The sequence below is a fragment of the Kribbella sp. VKM Ac-2566 genome (genome assembly GCF_004366005.1).
GTDB lineage: Bacteria > Actinomycetota > Actinomycetes > Propionibacteriales > Kribbellaceae > Kribbella > Kribbella pratensis.
In genome coordinates, this window is the sequence record NZ_SODT01000008.1 from 1,457,434 (window position 1) to 1,473,321 (window position 15,888).

Sequence of the window (15,888 nt, forward strand, 5' to 3'; positions counted from 1 at the left end):
AACCTCCGGCCGCAGGCCGTCGCCCGTTAGATGCGGACGGTGCCTGCGGTGCCGTTGAGGGTGGTTGGGGTGTTGTCGGGGACTCGGGTTGTGGCTTCAGGGACGGCCAGGACTGCGGGGATGCCTTGTTCTCGGGCGACTATGGCGGCGTGGGACAGGAGGCCGCCTTGTTCAGTGATTACGCCGGCGGCTATGGACAGGAGAGGGGTCCAGGCGGGGTCGGTGAAGGGGCAGATGAGGATGTCGCCGGGGCGGACGGTGGGGAAGTCGGCTGGGCCGCGGACGACTCTGGCGGGGCCGATTGCGGTGCCGTGGCTGCCTGGCACGCCGACCAGTAGGTTGCGGTCGCCGGTGGGGAGTGCGGGGGCAGCGGGGGGTTGGGTTGTGATGGGGCGGGATTGTAGGAGCCAGGGGGTGTTGGTGGTTACGGACCATTCGATGTCTTGAGGGCTGCCTAGGACCGTGGTGACTGTTTGGGCTAACGCTGCCAGTTGTACGGCGGTTGTGTCGGAGAGGGTCGGCGTACGACGCTCCTCGTCGGGGACCGTGCGAACGACGAGGTGGGATCCGCTGCGGTCGAGGGACGTTAGTTTGTTGGCGATTGTGTGGGTGACTTTGCCGTCTGGGGTTACCTGGTAGCGGTCGGGGGTTACGCGGCCTTCTACGACGCTGGGGCCCAGGCCCCAGGAGGCCTCTATCAGCGTGGGGCCCCTTGCGCTGGTGAACATCACGCCGGAGATGTCCGCGTCCAGGTGCTGCTGGATGATCACGGCCATCGCCGGTGCCTCGGAGCCGTTGCGGTACGCCGTTGCGCGTGGGGACCACACGGACGCCCAGCAGGCGCGTACGGCGTCGACGATCGCATCGATCCCTTGTACGCCGAGGAAGCTGTCGTGCTGCCCCGCTGCCGATGCGAGCGCGGTGTCCTCGTTCGCGGCCGACGACCGGACGGCGACCGGCGGATCACCCACGCTCGCAAGCCACCGCGAGAGCTCGCCGACGAGCTTGTCCGGCAGCCCATCGGCGGGCCTGCCCGGCACAGCCTGCTGAGCATCGAACGGGATGACGATGCCTTCGGGGACCGGTAGGGCGTTGCGGAGGAGGGTGGCGAGGGTGGCTGCTTTGGCGCCGCACCGGTCGGTGGTTGCATCCGCGAGCGGCACCAGCATGCGAGGCTCCTATCAACGAAACGTTGACAACGGAATGTTGACAACGTTCTGTTGATGATCCACTGTAGGCGGATGCGACGCAAGCAGGACGCGGCGGCGACCGCGGACCAGGAACAGGCCGAACGCCAGCGCGAGGCCCGGGAGCAACTACTCGCCCTGGGCGCGAAGGACCTGCCGGCCCGGCCGTGGCGACCGGCGCCGATCCCCTTGTCTGCGGTGGATTTCACGCAGTTCGCGGCCTGGCGAGCGTCCGAACTGAGCGACGACGATCTGCTAGCGGCGCTAGCGTTGTTGCCGGCTGCTCGGGCGGAGGTCGACGAGGTCGAGGCCGGCCTGCTGTTCATGGCCAGGAGCGCGGGGCTGACCTGGGCGGAAATGGCCGATGCGATGGGGTTCAGCTCGCCGCAGGCCTGTCAGCAGCGGTTCAACCGGCTGTCCGCACGGCAGGACACCTGATGCACCTCGTACTGCATGCAGTCCGCCTGCTGGGGTTCGCGGACACGAAGGCGATCGCGCGACGTTTTGACCTGCAGGGCGTCGAGGAGGTCTTGAAGGACGCCGAGGCACGCGGGTGGGCGACGTACAGCAGCTTCGCAGGTACGTCGGGTTGGTCGCTCACCGAAGCGGGTCGCGCGGAGAACGAGCGCCTGCTCAAGGCGGAGCTCACCGACGCGGACGCGATCAGGAAGGTGTACGCCGACTTCTTGCCGCTGAACGGCATGTTGCAGCAGGCCTGCACCGACTGGCAACTGCGGCCGGTGGACGGTGATCCGCTGGCGGCAAATGATCACTCTGACGCCGCCTGGGATGCCGGGGTGCTGCACGAACTCAAGGTGATCGATGGAGCGCTCGGGAGCATCACCCGGCGGTTGACGGACGTCTTGCCGCGATTCGACGGGTATGACCGGCGGTTCTCACAAGCGCTGGCACGCGCCACCGCAGGCGAGACCGCGTGGGTCGACCGCAGCGACGTCGACTCCTGCCACCGCGTCTGGTTCGAACTCCACGAGGACCTCCTCGCCACCCTCAACCTCCACCGCGGCGACTAGTTGCCCAACGCATCCAGGTAGGCCGCACCACGGGGGGTGAGGCGGTAGCCGACCTCGAGGCTGTGGGTGAGGCCCAGGTTCTTGAGTTTCCGTACGTCGAGTTTGAACGGTGCTGTCTCGCGCCCGACGGACGCGGCGAGGTCCGCCGCCCGGGTGGCCGGCCTGGACTCGATCAGGCGAAGCGTCTGCTCGGTCCAGGGCCCGTGGTGGCTGAGCTGGTCGAACTGGGCCAGCCGCGTTCGCAGGTCGTCCAGGTCCTCCGGGGTCAACGACGACTGGGCAGCCAGCTCCTCGCGCGGATCCGGGCCCTCGACCAGGTGGAAGCGGATCAGGAACGTCGGCAACGTGTCATCGCCCCGCAGCCGGCGCCGCACGTCCTTCGCGTTCTGACGGTCGGCGAGTACCAGGTCCGGGTCGTTGTCGACGATCAGGTCCGGGTTCACCTGGCGGATGCTGTCGATCTCGATCCGGCCCGCGTTCGTCCGGTAGATCCGCCCCTCGACCACCCGCGGCTCGGCCCACCGCCGGTACGCCACGGTGATCCGCCCGCTCTCGACGCCGTCCTTGTCCGTTCCAGCGAACAACATCCCTAGCTCCCCAACGCCTTCGCCACGATCGGGGCCAGTTCGCGCAACGCCTTGCCGCGGTGGCTGATCGCGTCCTTCTCCTCGATCGACAGTTCCGCGGTCGTGCGGTCGTAGCCCTCGGCCTGGAACAGTACGTCGTACCCGAACCCGCCGGTCCCCCGCAGCGAGCGGATCACCGATCCGCGCATCTCGCCCAGCACCAGTTCCTCCGGCCCGTCCGGCCGGACGAACGCGACCGCCGCCACGAACGACGCACCGCGACGCTCGTCCGGTACGTCCTCCAGCTGCCCGAGCAGCAGCAGGTTGTTCGCGTGGTTGTCCTTCGCCGGCCCCGACCAGCGCGCCGACAGCACGCCGGGCATCCCGTTCAGTGCGTCCACGCAGATCCCGCTGTCGTCGGCGATCGACGGCAGCCCGGTCGCGGCGAGCGCGGCACGTGCCTTGAGCAGCGCGTTCCCCTCGAACGTCGGTTCGGTCTCGGCCGGCTCGTCGTACGGCGGTACGTCGCCGAGCCCGAGCACCTCGATCCCGGGCACGATCGGCGTCAGGATCCGCCGCAGCTCCTCGAGCTTCTTCTTGTTGTTCGAGGCAAGCAGTACACGACTCACGCCAACGCCTCCTGCTGGATCTTGGCGAGGTCGGCACAGCCGGAGATGCCCAGCTCCAGCAGGCTGTCCAGCTCGGCGCGGTCGAACGGCGCGCCCTCCGCCGTACCCTGCACCTCGATGAACTTGCCGTCGCCGGTGATCACCAGGTTCATGTCCGTCTCGGCGCGGACGTCCTCCTCGTAGCAGAGGTCCAGCATCGGCACCGAGTCGACGATGCCGACCGACACCGCGGACACCGTCCCGGTCAGCGGCTCGCTCTTCAGCAGCTTCCGCTCCCGCAGGAACGACACCGCGTCCGCGAGCGCGACGTACGCACCGGTGATCGCCGCGGTCCGCGTGCCGCCGTCGGCCTGCAGTACGTCGCAGTCGAGCAGGATGGTGTTCTCGCCGAGCGCCTTGTAGTCGATCACGGCCCGCAGCGAGCGACCGATCAGCCGGGAGATCTCGTGGGTGCGCCCACCGATCCGGCCCTTCACCGACTCGCGGTCCGAACGGGTGTTGGTGGCCCGCGGGAGCATTGCGTACTCCGCGCTCACCCAGCCGAGACCGGAGCCCTTGCGCCAGCGCGGCACGCCCTCGGTCACACTCGCCGCGCACAGCACCCGGGTGCGCCCGAACTCGACCAGCACCGAACCCTCGGCGTGGTCGAGCCAGTTCCGGGTCACCGTCACGGGTCGGAGCTGGTCAGCATTACGTCCGTCAATCCGAGCCATACCCAAGACCCTAGTCGCAGTTGCTCAGGTCCGAAGAACCGGCGGGAGCTCCTCTCGCTTCTTCGGACGCAAGCGCATCCCCTCCGCGGACGGGAGCGACTGCGTCAGCGCCATCCGGGCCGCCCACGGCAGCAGGTCGTTGGCCCGGCGCCCGACCCACGGCACGCCTTCGCGCACCAGCCACGCCGCGTCCGCCCACTTGCTCGGCGGCCGGTACGCACAGTCCAGCTCCGGCCGTACGTCGATGCGCAGCCCGCGGGCCGCCAACTCGTCCGCGAACGCCCGGGCGAGCTTGCGATGCCCGCGCTCCCCCGGATGCAGCCGGTCGACGCTCCAGAAGTCCCGCCGGTACACCTCCGGGTAGTCGGCCATGTCCAGCCGGATCCCACCGAACCGGGCGTGCAGGTCGTCGAACGCGACGTTGACCTGCTCGATCCGGTGCCACAGCGGCCGCCGCAACCACCGCGGCAGGCCGAACACCTGGCCGTGGTCGTGGAACCGGACGGTGAGCAGCAACGCGCCCCGGGCGGTCAGTTGCTCGGCGCACAGGTTCAGGTGCTCGCGGATCCGGCCGGCGTCGAAGGTGGATCGCAAGGTGTCGTTGACCCCGACGATCAGCGAAGCAAGGTCGACAGGACCATCACCCGTTGAGGGGAGTTGCTCGGTCGCGACGACCGGCACGGTGGCGCCGCTGGTCGCGTAGTTGGAGAACGTCACACGGTGGGTGCTGGCCAGGGAGTCGGCGAGCAACGAGGCCCAGCCCCGCCACCCCTCGCCCGGGCGCGCACCGGCACCGGACAGGTCGGTCGTACTGCTGCCGTTCATCGGGTCCCCGACCCCTACTGTGGTCGAGTCCCCCAGTGCCACGTAGTGGAGGCTCACATTCCGCCATGGTGACGGCACGGAGCGAGACGCCGATGTGCGGCGGATGACCAGTGTGGCAATTCCAGCTGGAGGATCGGTGATTGCTTGCCAGAATTGCTCGGAGTTAGGCTGTTGCAAACAACTATGTGCAGGAGTTGCCTGGTATGACTGATCTTCGGTTTGGCGTGGTGGGGCTCGGCGCCCGCAGCCGCATCGCGCAGTACGCGCACCGTCCCGGCGAGGGCTCGGAAGTTGTCGCGGTCTGTGACCCGGTCGCGGGACAGCGGGACCTCGCACTGGAGCAGTACCCGGACGCGACGGCGTACGCCGACCACTCCGAACTGCTGGACCAGAAGCTCGACGGCGTGTTCCTGACCACGCCCGACGACCTGCACGAGGGTCCGGCGATCGACTTCCTCCAGGCCGGGGTGCCGGTGTTCGTGGAGAAGCCGCTGGCGATCACCACCGAGGGCTGCGACCGGGTCCTGCGGGCGGCGTACGACTCCGGCGCCCGGCTGTACGTCGGCCACAACATGCGTCACATGCCCGTCGTCCTGACGATGCGCAAGCTGATCCAGGACGGCGCGATCGGCGACGTGAAGGCCATCTGGTGCCGGCACTTCGTCGGCCACGGAGGCGACTTCTACTTCAAGGACTGGCACGCGGACCGCACCCGCACCACCGGCCTGCTGCTGCAGAAGGGTGCCCACGACATCGACGTGATGCATTGGCTGGCCGGCGGCTACACGACCCGGGTGAACGCGATGGGCGCGCTCACGCTGTACGGCGGGATCACCGACCGGATGGACCGCACCGGGCAGCGGTTCAAGGATTTCGTGTCCAACGACAACTGGCCGCCGCTGGAGCAGAAGGGCCTGGCGCCGGTGATGGACGTCGAGGACCTCTCGATGGCGAACCTCCTGCTGGACAACGGGGTGTTCCTCACCTACGAGCAGTGCCACTACACGCCGGACTACTGGCGCAACTACACGGTGATCGGCACCCACGGCCGGCTCGAGAACTTCGGTGACACGGCGGGCGGCGTGGTGAAGGTGTGGAACAGCCGCCGCTCCGGGTACCGCGAGGACGCCGACCAGGTCGTCGAGATCGCAGGCGAGACCGAGCACCACGGCGGCGCCGACCCGCACCTGGTCGCCGAGTTCGTGAGCTTCGTCCGCGACGGCGGCGCGACGCTCACCTCCCCGATCGCGGCCCGCGCCGCGGTCGCCGCCGGCTACGCCGCCACCCAGTCCCTGCGCGCGAACGGCGTACCGCAGGACGTCCCGGCCCTCGACCCGGCCCTGGTCGCCTATTTCGACAATGGGCAGACGCGCTGACGGTGTACGCTTTTGGACGTGATCAGGTACGCCGCGATGCGAATGCTGAGCCCTCGATGCGGGAGGACTTCAGCGGCGTAGGCACGTGTGCTTGCAGCGAGAGGCCCCCGACGTCGGGGGCCTCTGCTCTTTCCGAGACCTGCTGCGACCACCCTGGAGTGCCACATGATCACGTACATCACCGACTGTTTCGACGGTAACGCCCGCGCCAGACTCAGCACCCGGATCGGTGCCCTGTTCGGCCAGTCGCCGACCGTCGTCGCCGCCGACGGACCCGATCCGGAGTCGTTCGCCGCCCTCACTCTCCTCGACTGCCTGCGATCGCTGGAACTGCTGGGCGAGGACGGCCACCCGACGATCACGCTGCTCAACATCGCGCCCCGCGACGGCGTCTGGCCGAACGGCGTCCCGTTCTGCTTCTTCTGGCACGGCAAGCACCTGGTCGCGAGCACGTTCAACGCCCGCGTGCTTTCTCTGGTACGGCGTGAGCTCGGCATCGACCACGTCTACGTCACCGACATCCGCGAGGCGGTGACAGCGGCCGGTTTCGGCGCGGACGAGATCGAGAAGATCGCCACCACTCAGTTCCGCAGCCTCTGGTATCTCCCGCTGCTGGCCAAATGGGTCGCCGACGGCCGCAGGGTCCCGGCCACCGAGACCGCCGTACCGGAAGACCTCGAGGACGGCCCGGTCGTGAGCGTCGTCGACAACTTCGGCAACTGCAAGTTCGACTGCGGGCCGGACCCGATCGGCTTCGCGATCGGCGAGACGGTGCCCGTCGCGGGCCGCAGCCAGGACGGCACACTGATCGTGACCGACGTGACCTGCTACCGGCACCTCACGGACGTCCCGCGAGGTGGCGCCGGTCTGATTGTCGGCAGTTCGGGCACTGACTTCGTCGAACTCGTCATCCGTGGTGCTTCCGCAGCGCAGGCGTTCGGGCTCCGGACCGGGGATGCACCGTTGCGGCGTACGTCGGTCGAGTACGCCGCTTAGCTGACGCCCGTGTTCATGTCGGTGCGGACCTCGTCGACAGTCAGTGCCCGGTTGTACATGCGGATGTCGTCGAGTGCGCCGCGCCAGCGTTCGTAGTTGCAGCCGCTGCAACCGGACTGGCCGAAGACCAAGGCCTGTGTGCTAGGGATCGGGGCGAGGGTCTCGGACGCGGTCAGGATCGCGGTGCCGTTGAGGTAGAGCGTGTAGGTGTTGGCAGTGTCGTTGAAGACTGCGGCCAAGTGCGACCACTGGTTGAGCGGGATGGTCGGCGTCGAGCTCACGTACTCCCGGCAGCCGCCGTTGCTGAACCCGCTCGCGATCTTGTTGCCGGTCGTCTGCAGCCAGTACGCGCAGCCGCCGGTCACCTCCTTGATCAGGATCGTCTCGTACCCGCTCAACGCGGTCGGATTGACCCAGGCTTCCAAGGTGTAGCTGGAAGTGAAGTTGAGCGACGCGGCGTTGGGTACGGTCACGTTGCCCGACGAACCGTTGAACGACAGACCGCCGCCGTACTTGCCGGTGTTCCTGGTGAGGCCCGCACCGGACATCGTCCCGTTGTTGCCGCTGCCGGACGAGTCGTTCACTGTCGTCCCTGACGCCTCGTTGAAGCCCCACGCTCCGACCAACCCGGTCGGCAGTTGTGTCGCGGTGTACGTCGCCACGTAGCTCGCCCCGGTCTCGGGCACCGTGATCGTGTGCTGTTGCGCACCGCCGTCCGACCAGGACGCGAACGTGTACGACGTGTTGCCGGCGACCTGGTTGCGTGCCTCGACGACGTGGTTGTAGCCGATCAACGTGTCGGCGACGAAGGGCGTCGTCCGCGCGATGCCGTCCAGGTAGAGCGTTCGCCCGCTGGGCACGGTGTCGAAGTTCAGATTCACCTTCTGCGGCCAGACCGTGACCGACCGCGTCGACGACAGCCCGGTCGAGTCGCGGACCGTCAGCGTGATCCGGTACCGGGTCAGGCCGCTGAAGTCGTGCCCGCTCGTCGGGATCGTGAACGTCCCGCCGGTGACCCCGGTGATCGGCGTCCCGGGATGCACGTGCCCGTCGTGCAGGAAGTCGATGTTCCATGTGAACGCGCTCGGGGGCAGCGTGCCGTCGTCCGGATCCGTCCCGGTGCCGCTGAACGTGATCACGTCCCCGGCCCGGAACTGGGCACCGTCGGTGGGCGCGACGATGGTTGCCGTCGGCACGCTCCCCGCGCTGATCGTGAGCGGGGTCGAGAGCGAGCTGTTCACTCCGTCGGACACGGTCAGGCGGACCTGGTACGCCCCGGCGGTCGTGTACGTGTGCGCCGGGTTCGCCGCGGTGGACGTCGTGCCGTCGCCGAACGTCCATGAGTAGGTGAGCGGCTGCCCCTCGGGATCGGACGAGCCGGCGCTCGAGAACGCGACGTCCAGCGGGGTCGGGCCTGACGTGGGCGTCGCCGAGACGTTGACGATCGGCGCCTGGTTGTTCTGCACGTACTTGATCCGCCGGATCTTGCTCACGCCGAACGTGCCGCTGTCGTCGGAGTAGCCCAGATCCACGTAGTACAAGGCACCGTCCGGTCCCTCGTCCAGGTAGACGATGTCGCCGTACGGTCCGTCGACCGAGCCGTCCGCGGGCTCGAAGTTGAACGTGCCGGCGACCGCGCCGTTCGCGTCCAGCGTGAGGCCGCGGATCCAGTTCTGCGCGTAGTCGGCGTAGAAGTACGCGCCCCGGTACGCCGGCGGGAAGGCGGTCCCGTGGTACACGAAACCACTGGTGACCGCTGCGTCGCGACCACTGTGCGGGTACCACAGCAGCGGGCTCGTGCACGGCGCCGGGCAGGGCCCCTCGGTGGCAGGCCAGCCGTAGTTCGCACCGGCGGCGCCCAGGTCGATCTCCTCCTTCGACGTGGCCGGATCGTTGCCTCCGACATCACCGATGAAGAAGCGCCCGGTCGGCTTGTCGTAGTACGCGCGGTACGGATTGCGCAGACCACGGGCCCAGATCGTGTCGACGTTCGGCCCCGCCCCGTCGTAGAACGGGTTGTCGGTCGGCGCCGTACCGTCGGGGTTGATCCGGTGGACCTTGCCCCGCGGGCTGGTGAGCAGCGGGGCGGCCGACGCGTCGAAGTGCTCGCCGGTGGTGAACAGCAGCTTGCCGTCTGCTCCGAAGTTCAGCGCACCGCCGTGATGCTCGGCGTTCGCGGTCTGCGGATCCTCGTACAGCACGAACTCACTACCGGCCACCGTGCCGTCCAGGTTCGCGTTCGCGGTGAACCGGGAGACGCGGTCGTGGTTCGGCGAACCGAGGGTGTAGAAGACGTAGTAGTAGTGGTTCGTCGTGAAGGCGGGGTCGAGGACGAGGTCGTAGATGCCCTGCTGGACACCGGCCTGGCCGATGTTGGTGATCTGCAGGAACAGTGCCGGGCTGGGCGTCGTGTACGGCGCCGGCAGCACCTTGATCCTGCCCTGCAGTTCGGCGACCAGCATCCGGCCGTCGGGCAGGAACTCGAAGGTCGTCGGCAGGTCGAACCCGGTCGCCAGGATCTCGTTCTGGAAGTAGTTCGTGTTCGAGACGTTGACGTTCACCACCGCCGACGTCGTCGTGTTCCCGGACGCGTCCCGGGCTCGTGCCGTCAGGGTATGAGCGCCGTTGCCGACCGTCCGGGTGTCCCAGGTCAGCGCGTACGGCGATGCCGTGTCCTCAGGCCCCTTCGCCGTACCGTCCACCAGGAACTGCACTCCCGCGACACGATCGTTGTCGGCGGCATCGGCCGACACGGTGACGATGTCGGTGACCGTGGCCATGTTCGCCGGTGCCGTGACGGCGACCGTCGGCGGCGTCGTGTCGGCCGGAGCGGTGTCGCCCTTGAAGGCCACCATGTGCATCACCCAGGAGGTGCCATTCTGGCCGGCAGTGGCGTTGTAGGGACCCGCCGTACCGACGACCTTGTCCTCGGTCCGGTTGCCGAAGTTGCTGCGCCGAGTGGTGAAGCCGGCGCCCGCCGAGTTCACGTTGCCGGTGGACGCCGCGGCGCCGAAGATCAGGTCCGACGGGTTCGTGGTGGTCGCGGTGCCGCTGTTCATCGCACTGCTCGTGCCGACCGCGGCCGCCGAGACGTCCAGCGGATTGACCTTGTCCAGGCCTGAGTACTCGTGGATGTACAGGTCCGCCCAGGCGGTGATCGCGGCCGAGAACGTGGCTTTGACGGTGTTCGCTCCGGCTCCGATGTTCTTGGCGTAGAACACCTGCGAGCTCCAGGTGTTGTTGTTCCACCGCGTCACCGGCGCCGCGGCGGCGTACACGTTGTTCTTCGTGTCGGACAGCGTCACCGTGGCGCTGGTGTTCCAGATCAGGTAGACGACGATCAGGTTCCCGCCGGTGTTGGCCGACGAGAACGCGAGGCTGTTGACCGTGCCGGAGCTGACCTCCTTGGCCCGGCTCTGGACGTGGGTCGGCGTTGCGGCAGCGGCCGGACCCGAGGTCGCGACCAGGCTCAGTGCGGCCAGCGCGAGCGCCAGCATCGTCCCCAACGGTTTCCACCCACGGCGATGTGTCATCGCCCACCCCCACACACGTGTTTGCACGAACCACGCGCCCCCCGCGTGACCCACCCTGCACTGCAGTGTGGTCCTGTCGGATCAGTGCGACAAGAGCGAGGGCCGGGTCACTTGGGTTCCATCACGGCGGCGCGCAGGACCTCGCGGACGCGCTCCGGCTGCTCCAGCCAGGGCGAGTGGCCGGCGCCTGGGATCAGGTGGAACGTGTGGTTCGGGACGTGGTCGGCGAGATCGCGGACCGCCCAGGCCGGGCGTGGGTCCTCGGCACCGTGGACGAACGTGACCGGGGCCCGGATCGCGGCAGCCTGTGCCTTCTGCTCGTCAGGTGTCAGGCGTCCGGTCGCCCCCAGCGCGCGGTTGGCGGCGAAGTTGATCGGCAGGTCGACGGCCGCACTCGCGTACGCCCACTCCATCGCGCGCTCGCGATCGGCATGATCGGTGAACCACGACAACGCGCGGAACTCGGTTTCCTCGGCCGGGGTGCGCTGCCTCCCGGACAGTTCCTGCAGGCGGGCATCCTGCTCCGGGGTGATCCGGCGCGCGCGTTCCTCGTCGTACGCCGTACGCCAGTCGCCGATGCCGACACCGTCGAGGTACACGACCCCGGCCACGTGATCGCCGTACGACGCGGCGTACGTCATCGCCAGCGTCGCGCCGAAGGAGTGGCCGATGACGACGATCCGCTCATGCCCGAAGTACGCGCGGAGCTCGTCGATGTCGCGCGCCGACCGGGCCAGCGTCTGCAGGTCGGACGGGTCCGAGCGACCGCAGCCGCGCTGGTCGAAGCGGTGTACGACGACGAGGTCGTCGAGCATTTCCGCGAGTACGGCGTAGTCGTCCCACAGGCCTGGGCCGCCGTGCAGGATCACGACCGCCGGCCGTCCGGTCGCCGTGCCGGTGGTTGCGGTCCACAACCGAATGCCGTCAGATGTCGAAAACGGCATGCGGGGTAGCGATCTCGACCGGGCCGGAGAAGGTCCGGCGGGCGTTCTCGGCCTGCGTCACGCGGTCGTACCACGGCGGCACGTGCGTGATGACGAGCCTCTTCACACCGGCCTTCTTCGCATGCTGACCGGCGTCGGCCGGCGTCAGGTGCAGGTCGATCGGATTGTTCGGTTCGTTGTCCGGCAGCGCGGCCTCGGACAGCAGTACGTCGGCGCCGCGGGCGAGCTCGACCAACGCGTCGTTCGGCCCGGTGTCACCGGTGTACACCAGTGACTTGCCGCCGTGCTCGACCCGGATCGCGTACGCCGGCACCGGGTGCACCATCGGCGCGGTGCGGATCGTGAACGGCCCGATCTGCTGAACGTCCTGCCAGGCATGGAACTCGAGCTCCTCCTCCATCCCCGGGTCGAGCGGCAGGTCGTACGCCAGCGCCATGCGTTCCGACGTACCGGGCGGCCCGAACACGGGGATCCGCGGGATCGGCGCCCCCGGCGCGTAGCGCGCCGCGACGTACAGCCCGCACAGATCCATGCAGTGGTCAGGATGCAGATGGGACAGGCCGATCGCCCCGATCTCCGGTACGGCGACGTGCCGTTGGAGCGAGCCGAGCGCGCCACTGCCGAGGTCGAGGATCAGGTTGAACCCGTCGGCCGTGACCAGATAACTCGAGGCGGCCGAGTCCGGCCCGGGCACAGACCCGGAGCAACCGATCACGGTGAGCTTCATACTTGGAACCCTACCGGCGAGTCGATCCCCGCGCAGGACGACCGGACGCGTCGATTCGGTTACCACACAGGCATCCGGGCGCCTTCCGGTGCCTTGGACAACGTCCGGATGCGACCTGAATCACACTCGTCAGCGGACCCAGGCGAACTGGTCGACCACTCCCAGGGCAGGGCCGAGGAAACGGGAACCGATCGCGGCGAACTCCGCGGGGTTGCCCGTGGTGACGAAGCGGTGCGCGGGCGCCGGGAGGTGATCCGGGCGGAGCAGGCCGGTCTTGGTGAGTACGCCGTACACGTCCTTCGCGCACTCCTCGGCGCTGCTGACCAGCGTGACGTTGTCGCCCATCACGTACGAGATGACGCCGGTGAGCAACGGGTAGTGGGTGCACCCAAGGATCAACGTGTCGACACCGGCCTCGACCAGCGGATCCAGGTACTCGTGGGCGGCCTCGAGCAGCTCCGGTCCCGACGTCACACCGGACTCGACGAAGTCCACGAACTTCGGGCACGCCTGCGTGAACAGCTCCACCTGCGGCGCGGCCGCGAACCCGTCCTCGTACGCGAGCGACTGCGCGGTCGCCTTCGTGCAGATCACGCCGACGCGCTGGTTCCGCGTCGCCGCCACCGCCCGGCGCGCGGCCGGCAGGATCACCTCGACGACCGGTACGTCGTACCGCTCGCGAGCGTCTCGCAGCATCGCCGCACTCGCGGAGTTGCACGCGATCACCAGCATCTTCACGCCGGCCTCGACGAGATGGTCCAGGCATTCGAGCGCGTACTCACGCACCTCGGCGATCGGCTTCGGCCCGTACGGCTGCCGCGCGGTGTCACCCAGATAGAGGATCGGCTCGTGCGGCAACTGATCGAGTACCGCGCGGGCGACAGTGAGTCCCCCGAAGCCTGAGTCGAAGATCCCCACCGGTGCGTCAGCCACGGGAAAAGCTTATACAAGTCCGCGACCGGGCAGATTCGAAGTGCAGCCTTACCTAACCGTTGGGAACGACACGCCGGGGTTGTCCACATCTTTACGTTATGGAATTGCCTTTTCGCGTGATGCGCGCCACTCTGGAGCGATGTTTGCTCGACCGCCCCTCGTGATGCCATGGATCTGACGCATCACCTCGCGGTGGTAATCGGTACCACCGCCGCACCAACTCCGCAGCCCGATCAGGTAGCCGCCGCAGGTCAAGCGGCCAGTCAGGCCACGGAGTCGCACAACGGCACCGCCGCGGACATCGCGTCGTCCATCGGACCGACGGGACTCCTGCTGCTGGCGCTGATGGCGATGTTCGCTGCGTACGTCGTCTCGCTGTCGCTGCATCCGAATGCCAAGTGCAACCGATGCAAAGGTGCCGGCCGGCACCGCGGCAGCATCTTCAGTTACGCCCAACGCCCCTGCAACAGCTGCAAGGGCCGCGGCGTCCATCCCCGACTCGGCCGCAAGGTCCTGTTCAAAGAACCGTAGGCGACATGACGTAACCACCCCTGCAGGTGCCTAAGGCAACAAAGGCGCCACCAGTCCGGACCGGCCCTCCGCCCGCCGTTCCGGGTTCCCCTCACTCCTGCGCCGATCGGTTCAGCGTCCGGTTCGGCCGTCGAGCTGTTCGCGCAGGATGTCGGCGTGCCCCGCATGCCGGGCGGTCTCCTCGATCAGATGGACGAGCGTCCACCGCCGCGACGGTGCCCCACGCTTGCCCGGCCGCGGACCCGGTACGGCGAGGTCGTCCCAGGTCGCGACCACTGTGTTCGCTTCGGCCCCGGCCTCCCGGTACGCCGCGAGCACCTCCGCCGCCGTCTCGTCGGCTCCCGCGCGGAACGTGGCCTTCCAGTCCGGCACCTCGTGCCCGAGCAAGTAGTGCCGCTCCACCGCGGTCAGATGCTTCACGAGCCCGAGCAGATTGGTCCCGGAAGGTACGCCGGGTGCGCGCACCTCGTCTTCCGGCACACCCTCCGCCTTGGCCGCCACCGACGTACGGAGATAGTCGAGGAAGCCGAGGAGTACGTCGCGCTCGCCCGGTCCGGTCGCCGGCGGTCCGGCATCACGTCTCGTCACCCGGCCAAGACTGCCGTCCGGCACGTGCTTCGGGCACGAAAAGTTGCCGGACCGGCAAGGGCTCAGGCCCAGAGCTGACCTTCGAGGCGGTCCTCGGCCTCGTCGATCGTGCCCTCGTAGGCGCCCGTGGACAGGTACTTCCAGCCGCCGTCCGCGACCACGAACGCGATATCGGCCTGCTCGCCGTCGCGCACGCACTTGGCCGCCTGGCCGAGCGCCGCGTGCAGGATCGCGCCGGTCGAGATACCGGCGAAGATGCCTTCGTTGTCGAGCAGTTCGCGGACCCGGCGGACGGCGTCGCGCGGACCGACCGAGAAGCGGGCGTCGATCAGCGTCTCGTCGTACAGCTCGGGGACGAAGCCCTCGTCGAGGTTGCGCAGGCCGTAGACGAGTTCGCCGTACCGCGGCTCGGCGGCGACGATCCGCACCGCGGGCTTGTGCTCGCGGAAGAACCGGCCGGCGCCCATCAGCGTGCCGGTGGTGCCGAGGCCGGCGACGAAGTGCGTGACGGACGGCAGGTCCTCGAGGATCTCCCGCGCGGTGCCGTCGTAGTGCGCGAGCGCGTTCGACGGGTTGCCGTACTGGTACAGCATCACCCAGTCCGGGTGTTCCTCCGCGACCTGCTTCGCCACCCGGACCGCCTCGTTGGAACCGCCCGCGGCCGGGGAGGAGATGATCTCGACCCCCCACATCCGCAGGATCTGACGGCGCTCCTCGGAGGTGTTCTCCGGCATCACGCAGACCATCCGGTACCCGCGGAGCTTGGCCGCCATCGCGAGCGAGATGCCGGTGTTGCCGGAGGTCGGCTCGAGGATCGTGTTGCCCGGGCGCAGCCGGCCGTCCTTCTCGGCGTCCAGCAGCATCCGCAGCGCGGCCCGGTCCTTGATCGAGCCGGTCGGGTTGTGGTCCTCGAGCTTCGCCCAGAGCCGTACGTCGGCCGACGGCGACAACCGCGGCAGCCCGACCAGCGGGGTGCCGCCGACCGAGTCGAGCAGACTGTCGAAGCGCATGTTCTCGAACCCGGTCCGTCAGCCGCCGGCGACGGCCGGCAGCACGACGACGACGTCGCCGTCCTTGACCTCGGTCTTCAGGCCGCCGGTGAACCGGACGTCCTCGTCGTTCACGTACACGTTCACGAACCGGCGCAGTTCCTCCGGCTCGCCCTCCACGATGCGCTCCTTGAGGCCCGGGTGGGTGCCGTCGATGTTGTCGATGAACTCGGCCAGGTTGGTGCCGTCACCGTTGACCGCCTTCGCGCCACCTGTGTAGGTGCGCAGGATCGTCGGCACGCGCAGCTCGATCGCCATAT

At 68.5% G+C, this 15,888-nt stretch carries 17 protein-coding genes; 5 read left to right on the forward strand and 12 right to left on the reverse strand.

The annotated features are described in order from the left end of the window. Positions 1-26 precede the first annotated feature (26 nt). Positions 27-1,169, reverse strand: a complete 1,143-nt coding sequence (locus EV647_RS09930) for a PEP/pyruvate-binding domain-containing protein (RefSeq protein WP_134001207.1) — start codon at positions 1,167-1,169, stop codon at positions 27-29. A gap of 72 nt (positions 1,170-1,241) precedes the next feature. Here EV647_RS09930 and EV647_RS09935 point away from each other — a divergent pair, with 72 nt between their 5' ends. After that, entirely contained in the window at positions 1,242-1,625 is a 384-nt protein-coding gene (locus EV647_RS09935) for a DNA-binding protein (protein WP_134001209.1), read from the forward strand. Further along, on the forward strand, positions 1,625-2,218 hold the full coding sequence (locus tag EV647_RS09940) for a transcriptional regulator (RefSeq protein WP_134001211.1): 594 nt from the start codon (positions 1,625-1,627) through the stop codon (positions 2,216-2,218). Before EV647_RS09935 ends, EV647_RS09940 begins: the two co-directional genes overlap by 1 nt. Here the strand turns inward: EV647_RS09940 and EV647_RS09945 are convergent. Genes EV647_RS09945 through EV647_RS09960 form a run of 4 tightly spaced genes read right to left on the reverse strand, consistent with a single transcriptional unit; the run spans position 2,215 to position 5,008 of the window. Further along, the gene (locus EV647_RS09945) at positions 2,215-2,805 is read right to left on the reverse strand and encodes a hypothetical protein (RefSeq protein ID WP_134001213.1); all 591 of its coding nucleotides are present in this window, start codon (positions 2,803-2,805) and stop codon (positions 2,215-2,217) included. The genes EV647_RS09940 and EV647_RS09945 overlap by 4 nt on opposite strands. Before the next feature lie 2 nt (positions 2,806-2,807). After that, positions 2,808-3,413 (reverse strand): RdgB/HAM1 family non-canonical purine NTP pyrophosphatase, encoded by a 606-nt coding sequence (rdgB, locus tag EV647_RS09950; RefSeq protein ID WP_134001215.1) that lies wholly within the window; start codon positions 3,411-3,413, stop codon positions 2,808-2,810. After that, positions 3,410-4,126, reverse strand: coding sequence for a ribonuclease PH (rph, locus tag EV647_RS09955; protein ID WP_134001217.1), 717 nt, complete (start codon positions 4,124-4,126; stop codon positions 3,410-3,412). Before rph ends, rdgB begins: the two co-directional genes overlap by 4 nt. A 24-nt stretch (positions 4,127-4,150) precedes the next feature. After that, a complete protein-coding gene (locus EV647_RS09960; RefSeq protein WP_134001219.1) occupies positions 4,151-5,008 on the reverse strand; it encodes an SGNH/GDSL hydrolase family protein in 858 nt (285 codons plus the stop codon). A gap of 146 nt (positions 5,009-5,154) precedes the next feature. Here EV647_RS09960 and EV647_RS09965 point away from each other — a divergent pair, with 146 nt between their 5' ends. Together EV647_RS09965 and EV647_RS09970 are read left to right on the forward strand one after the other, a co-directional pair. Next, positions 5,155-6,327 carry a Gfo/Idh/MocA family protein gene (locus EV647_RS09965; protein WP_134001221.1) on the forward strand — a complete coding sequence of 391 codons (1,173 nt, stop codon included), beginning with the start codon at positions 5,155-5,157 and terminating at the stop codon, positions 6,325-6,327. Between the two features lie 165 nt (positions 6,328-6,492). Then, on the forward strand, positions 6,493-7,323 hold the full coding sequence (locus EV647_RS09970) for an SAM hydroxide adenosyltransferase (RefSeq protein WP_134001223.1): 831 nt from the start codon (positions 6,493-6,495) through the stop codon (positions 7,321-7,323). Here the strand turns inward: EV647_RS09970 and EV647_RS09975 are convergent. The 4 genes from EV647_RS09975 to murI all read right to left on the reverse strand — a co-directional run bounded on the left by EV647_RS09975 (position 7,320) and on the right by murI (position 13,460). Beyond that, complete coding sequence (locus EV647_RS09975) at positions 7,320-10,856, reverse strand: PQQ-dependent sugar dehydrogenase (RefSeq protein ID WP_134001225.1); 3,537 nt, start codon at positions 10,854-10,856, stop codon at positions 7,320-7,322. The two genes, EV647_RS09970 and EV647_RS09975, sit on opposite strands and share 4 nt — an antisense overlap. A 107-nt stretch (positions 10,857-10,963) precedes the next feature. Beyond that, positions 10,964-11,800 carry an alpha/beta fold hydrolase gene (locus EV647_RS09980; RefSeq protein WP_134001227.1) on the reverse strand — a complete coding sequence of 279 codons (837 nt, stop codon included), beginning with the start codon at positions 11,798-11,800 and terminating at the stop codon, positions 10,964-10,966. Continuing rightward, the gene (locus EV647_RS09985; RefSeq protein WP_134001229.1) at positions 11,781-12,527 is read right to left on the reverse strand and encodes an MBL fold metallo-hydrolase; all 747 of its coding nucleotides are present in this window, start codon (positions 12,525-12,527) and stop codon (positions 11,781-11,783) included. The genes EV647_RS09980 and EV647_RS09985 overlap by 20 nt, the downstream gene beginning before the upstream one ends. 129 nt (positions 12,528-12,656) lie before the next feature. Further along, positions 12,657-13,460 carry a glutamate racemase gene (gene murI / locus EV647_RS09990; RefSeq protein ID WP_133791302.1) on the reverse strand — a complete coding sequence of 268 codons (804 nt, stop codon included), beginning with the start codon at positions 13,458-13,460 and terminating at the stop codon, positions 12,657-12,659. Positions 13,461-13,652: 192 nt separating this feature from the next. On the opposite strand from murI, the gene EV647_RS09995 reads away from it, so the two are divergent. Further along, the gene (locus EV647_RS09995; protein WP_238177121.1) at positions 13,653-13,991 is read left to right on the forward strand and encodes a hypothetical protein; all 339 of its coding nucleotides are present in this window, start codon (positions 13,653-13,655) and stop codon (positions 13,989-13,991) included. Between the two features lie 111 nt (positions 13,992-14,102). Here the strand turns inward: EV647_RS09995 and EV647_RS10000 are convergent, their stop codons facing one another. From EV647_RS10000 to EV647_RS10010, 3 genes are all read right to left on the reverse strand, one after another. Then, positions 14,103-14,579 carry a DinB family protein gene (locus tag EV647_RS10000; RefSeq protein ID WP_134001232.1) on the reverse strand — a complete coding sequence of 159 codons (477 nt, stop codon included), beginning with the start codon at positions 14,577-14,579 and terminating at the stop codon, positions 14,103-14,105. A 62-nt stretch (positions 14,580-14,641) separates the two neighbouring features. Next, positions 14,642-15,589, reverse strand: coding sequence for a PLP-dependent cysteine synthase family protein (locus EV647_RS10005; RefSeq protein ID WP_134001234.1), 948 nt, complete (start codon positions 15,587-15,589; stop codon positions 14,642-14,644). Positions 15,590-15,607: 18 nt separating this feature from the next. Further along, entirely contained in the window at positions 15,608-15,886 is a 279-nt protein-coding gene (locus EV647_RS10010) for a MoaD/ThiS family protein (RefSeq protein ID WP_134001236.1), read from the reverse strand. Positions 15,887-15,888 lie beyond the last annotated feature (2 nt).

Coding starts and splice junctions, on each gene's coding strand:
- EV647_RS09975 (WP_134001225.1), bottom strand. CDS start 10,856: ATGACACATCGCCGTGGGTGGAAACCGTTGGGGACGATGCTGGCGCTC.
- EV647_RS09940 (WP_134001211.1), top strand. CDS start 1,625: ATGCACCTCGTACTGCATGCAGTCCGCCTGCTGGGGTTCGCGGACACG.
- EV647_RS09980 (WP_134001227.1), bottom strand. CDS start 11,800: ATGCCGTTTTCGACATCTGACGGCATTCGGTTGTGGACCGCAACCACC.
- EV647_RS09935 (WP_134001209.1), top strand. CDS start 1,242: ATGCGACGCAAGCAGGACGCGGCGGCGACCGCGGACCAGGAACAGGCC.
- EV647_RS09985 (WP_134001229.1), bottom strand. CDS start 12,527: ATGAAGCTCACCGTGATCGGTTGCTCCGGGTCTGTGCCCGGGCCGGAC.
- EV647_RS09970 (WP_134001223.1), top strand. CDS start 6,493: ATGATCACGTACATCACCGACTGTTTCGACGGTAACGCCCGCGCCAGA.
- rph (WP_134001217.1), bottom strand. CDS start 4,126: ATGGCTCGGATTGACGGACGTAATGCTGACCAGCTCCGACCCGTGACG.
- EV647_RS10010 (WP_134001236.1), bottom strand. CDS start 15,886: ATGGCGATCGAGCTGCGCGTGCCGACGATCCTGCGCACCTACACAGGT.
- EV647_RS09945 (WP_134001213.1), bottom strand. CDS start 2,805: ATGTTGTTCGCTGGAACGGACAAGGACGGCGTCGAGAGCGGGCGGATC.
- EV647_RS10005 (WP_134001234.1), bottom strand. CDS start 15,589: ATGCGCTTCGACAGTCTGCTCGACTCGGTCGGCGGCACCCCGCTGGTC.
- EV647_RS09965 (WP_134001221.1), top strand. CDS start 5,155: ATGACTGATCTTCGGTTTGGCGTGGTGGGGCTCGGCGCCCGCAGCCGC.
- EV647_RS09930 (WP_134001207.1), bottom strand. CDS start 1,169: ATGCTGGTGCCGCTCGCGGATGCAACCACCGACCGGTGCGGCGCCAAA.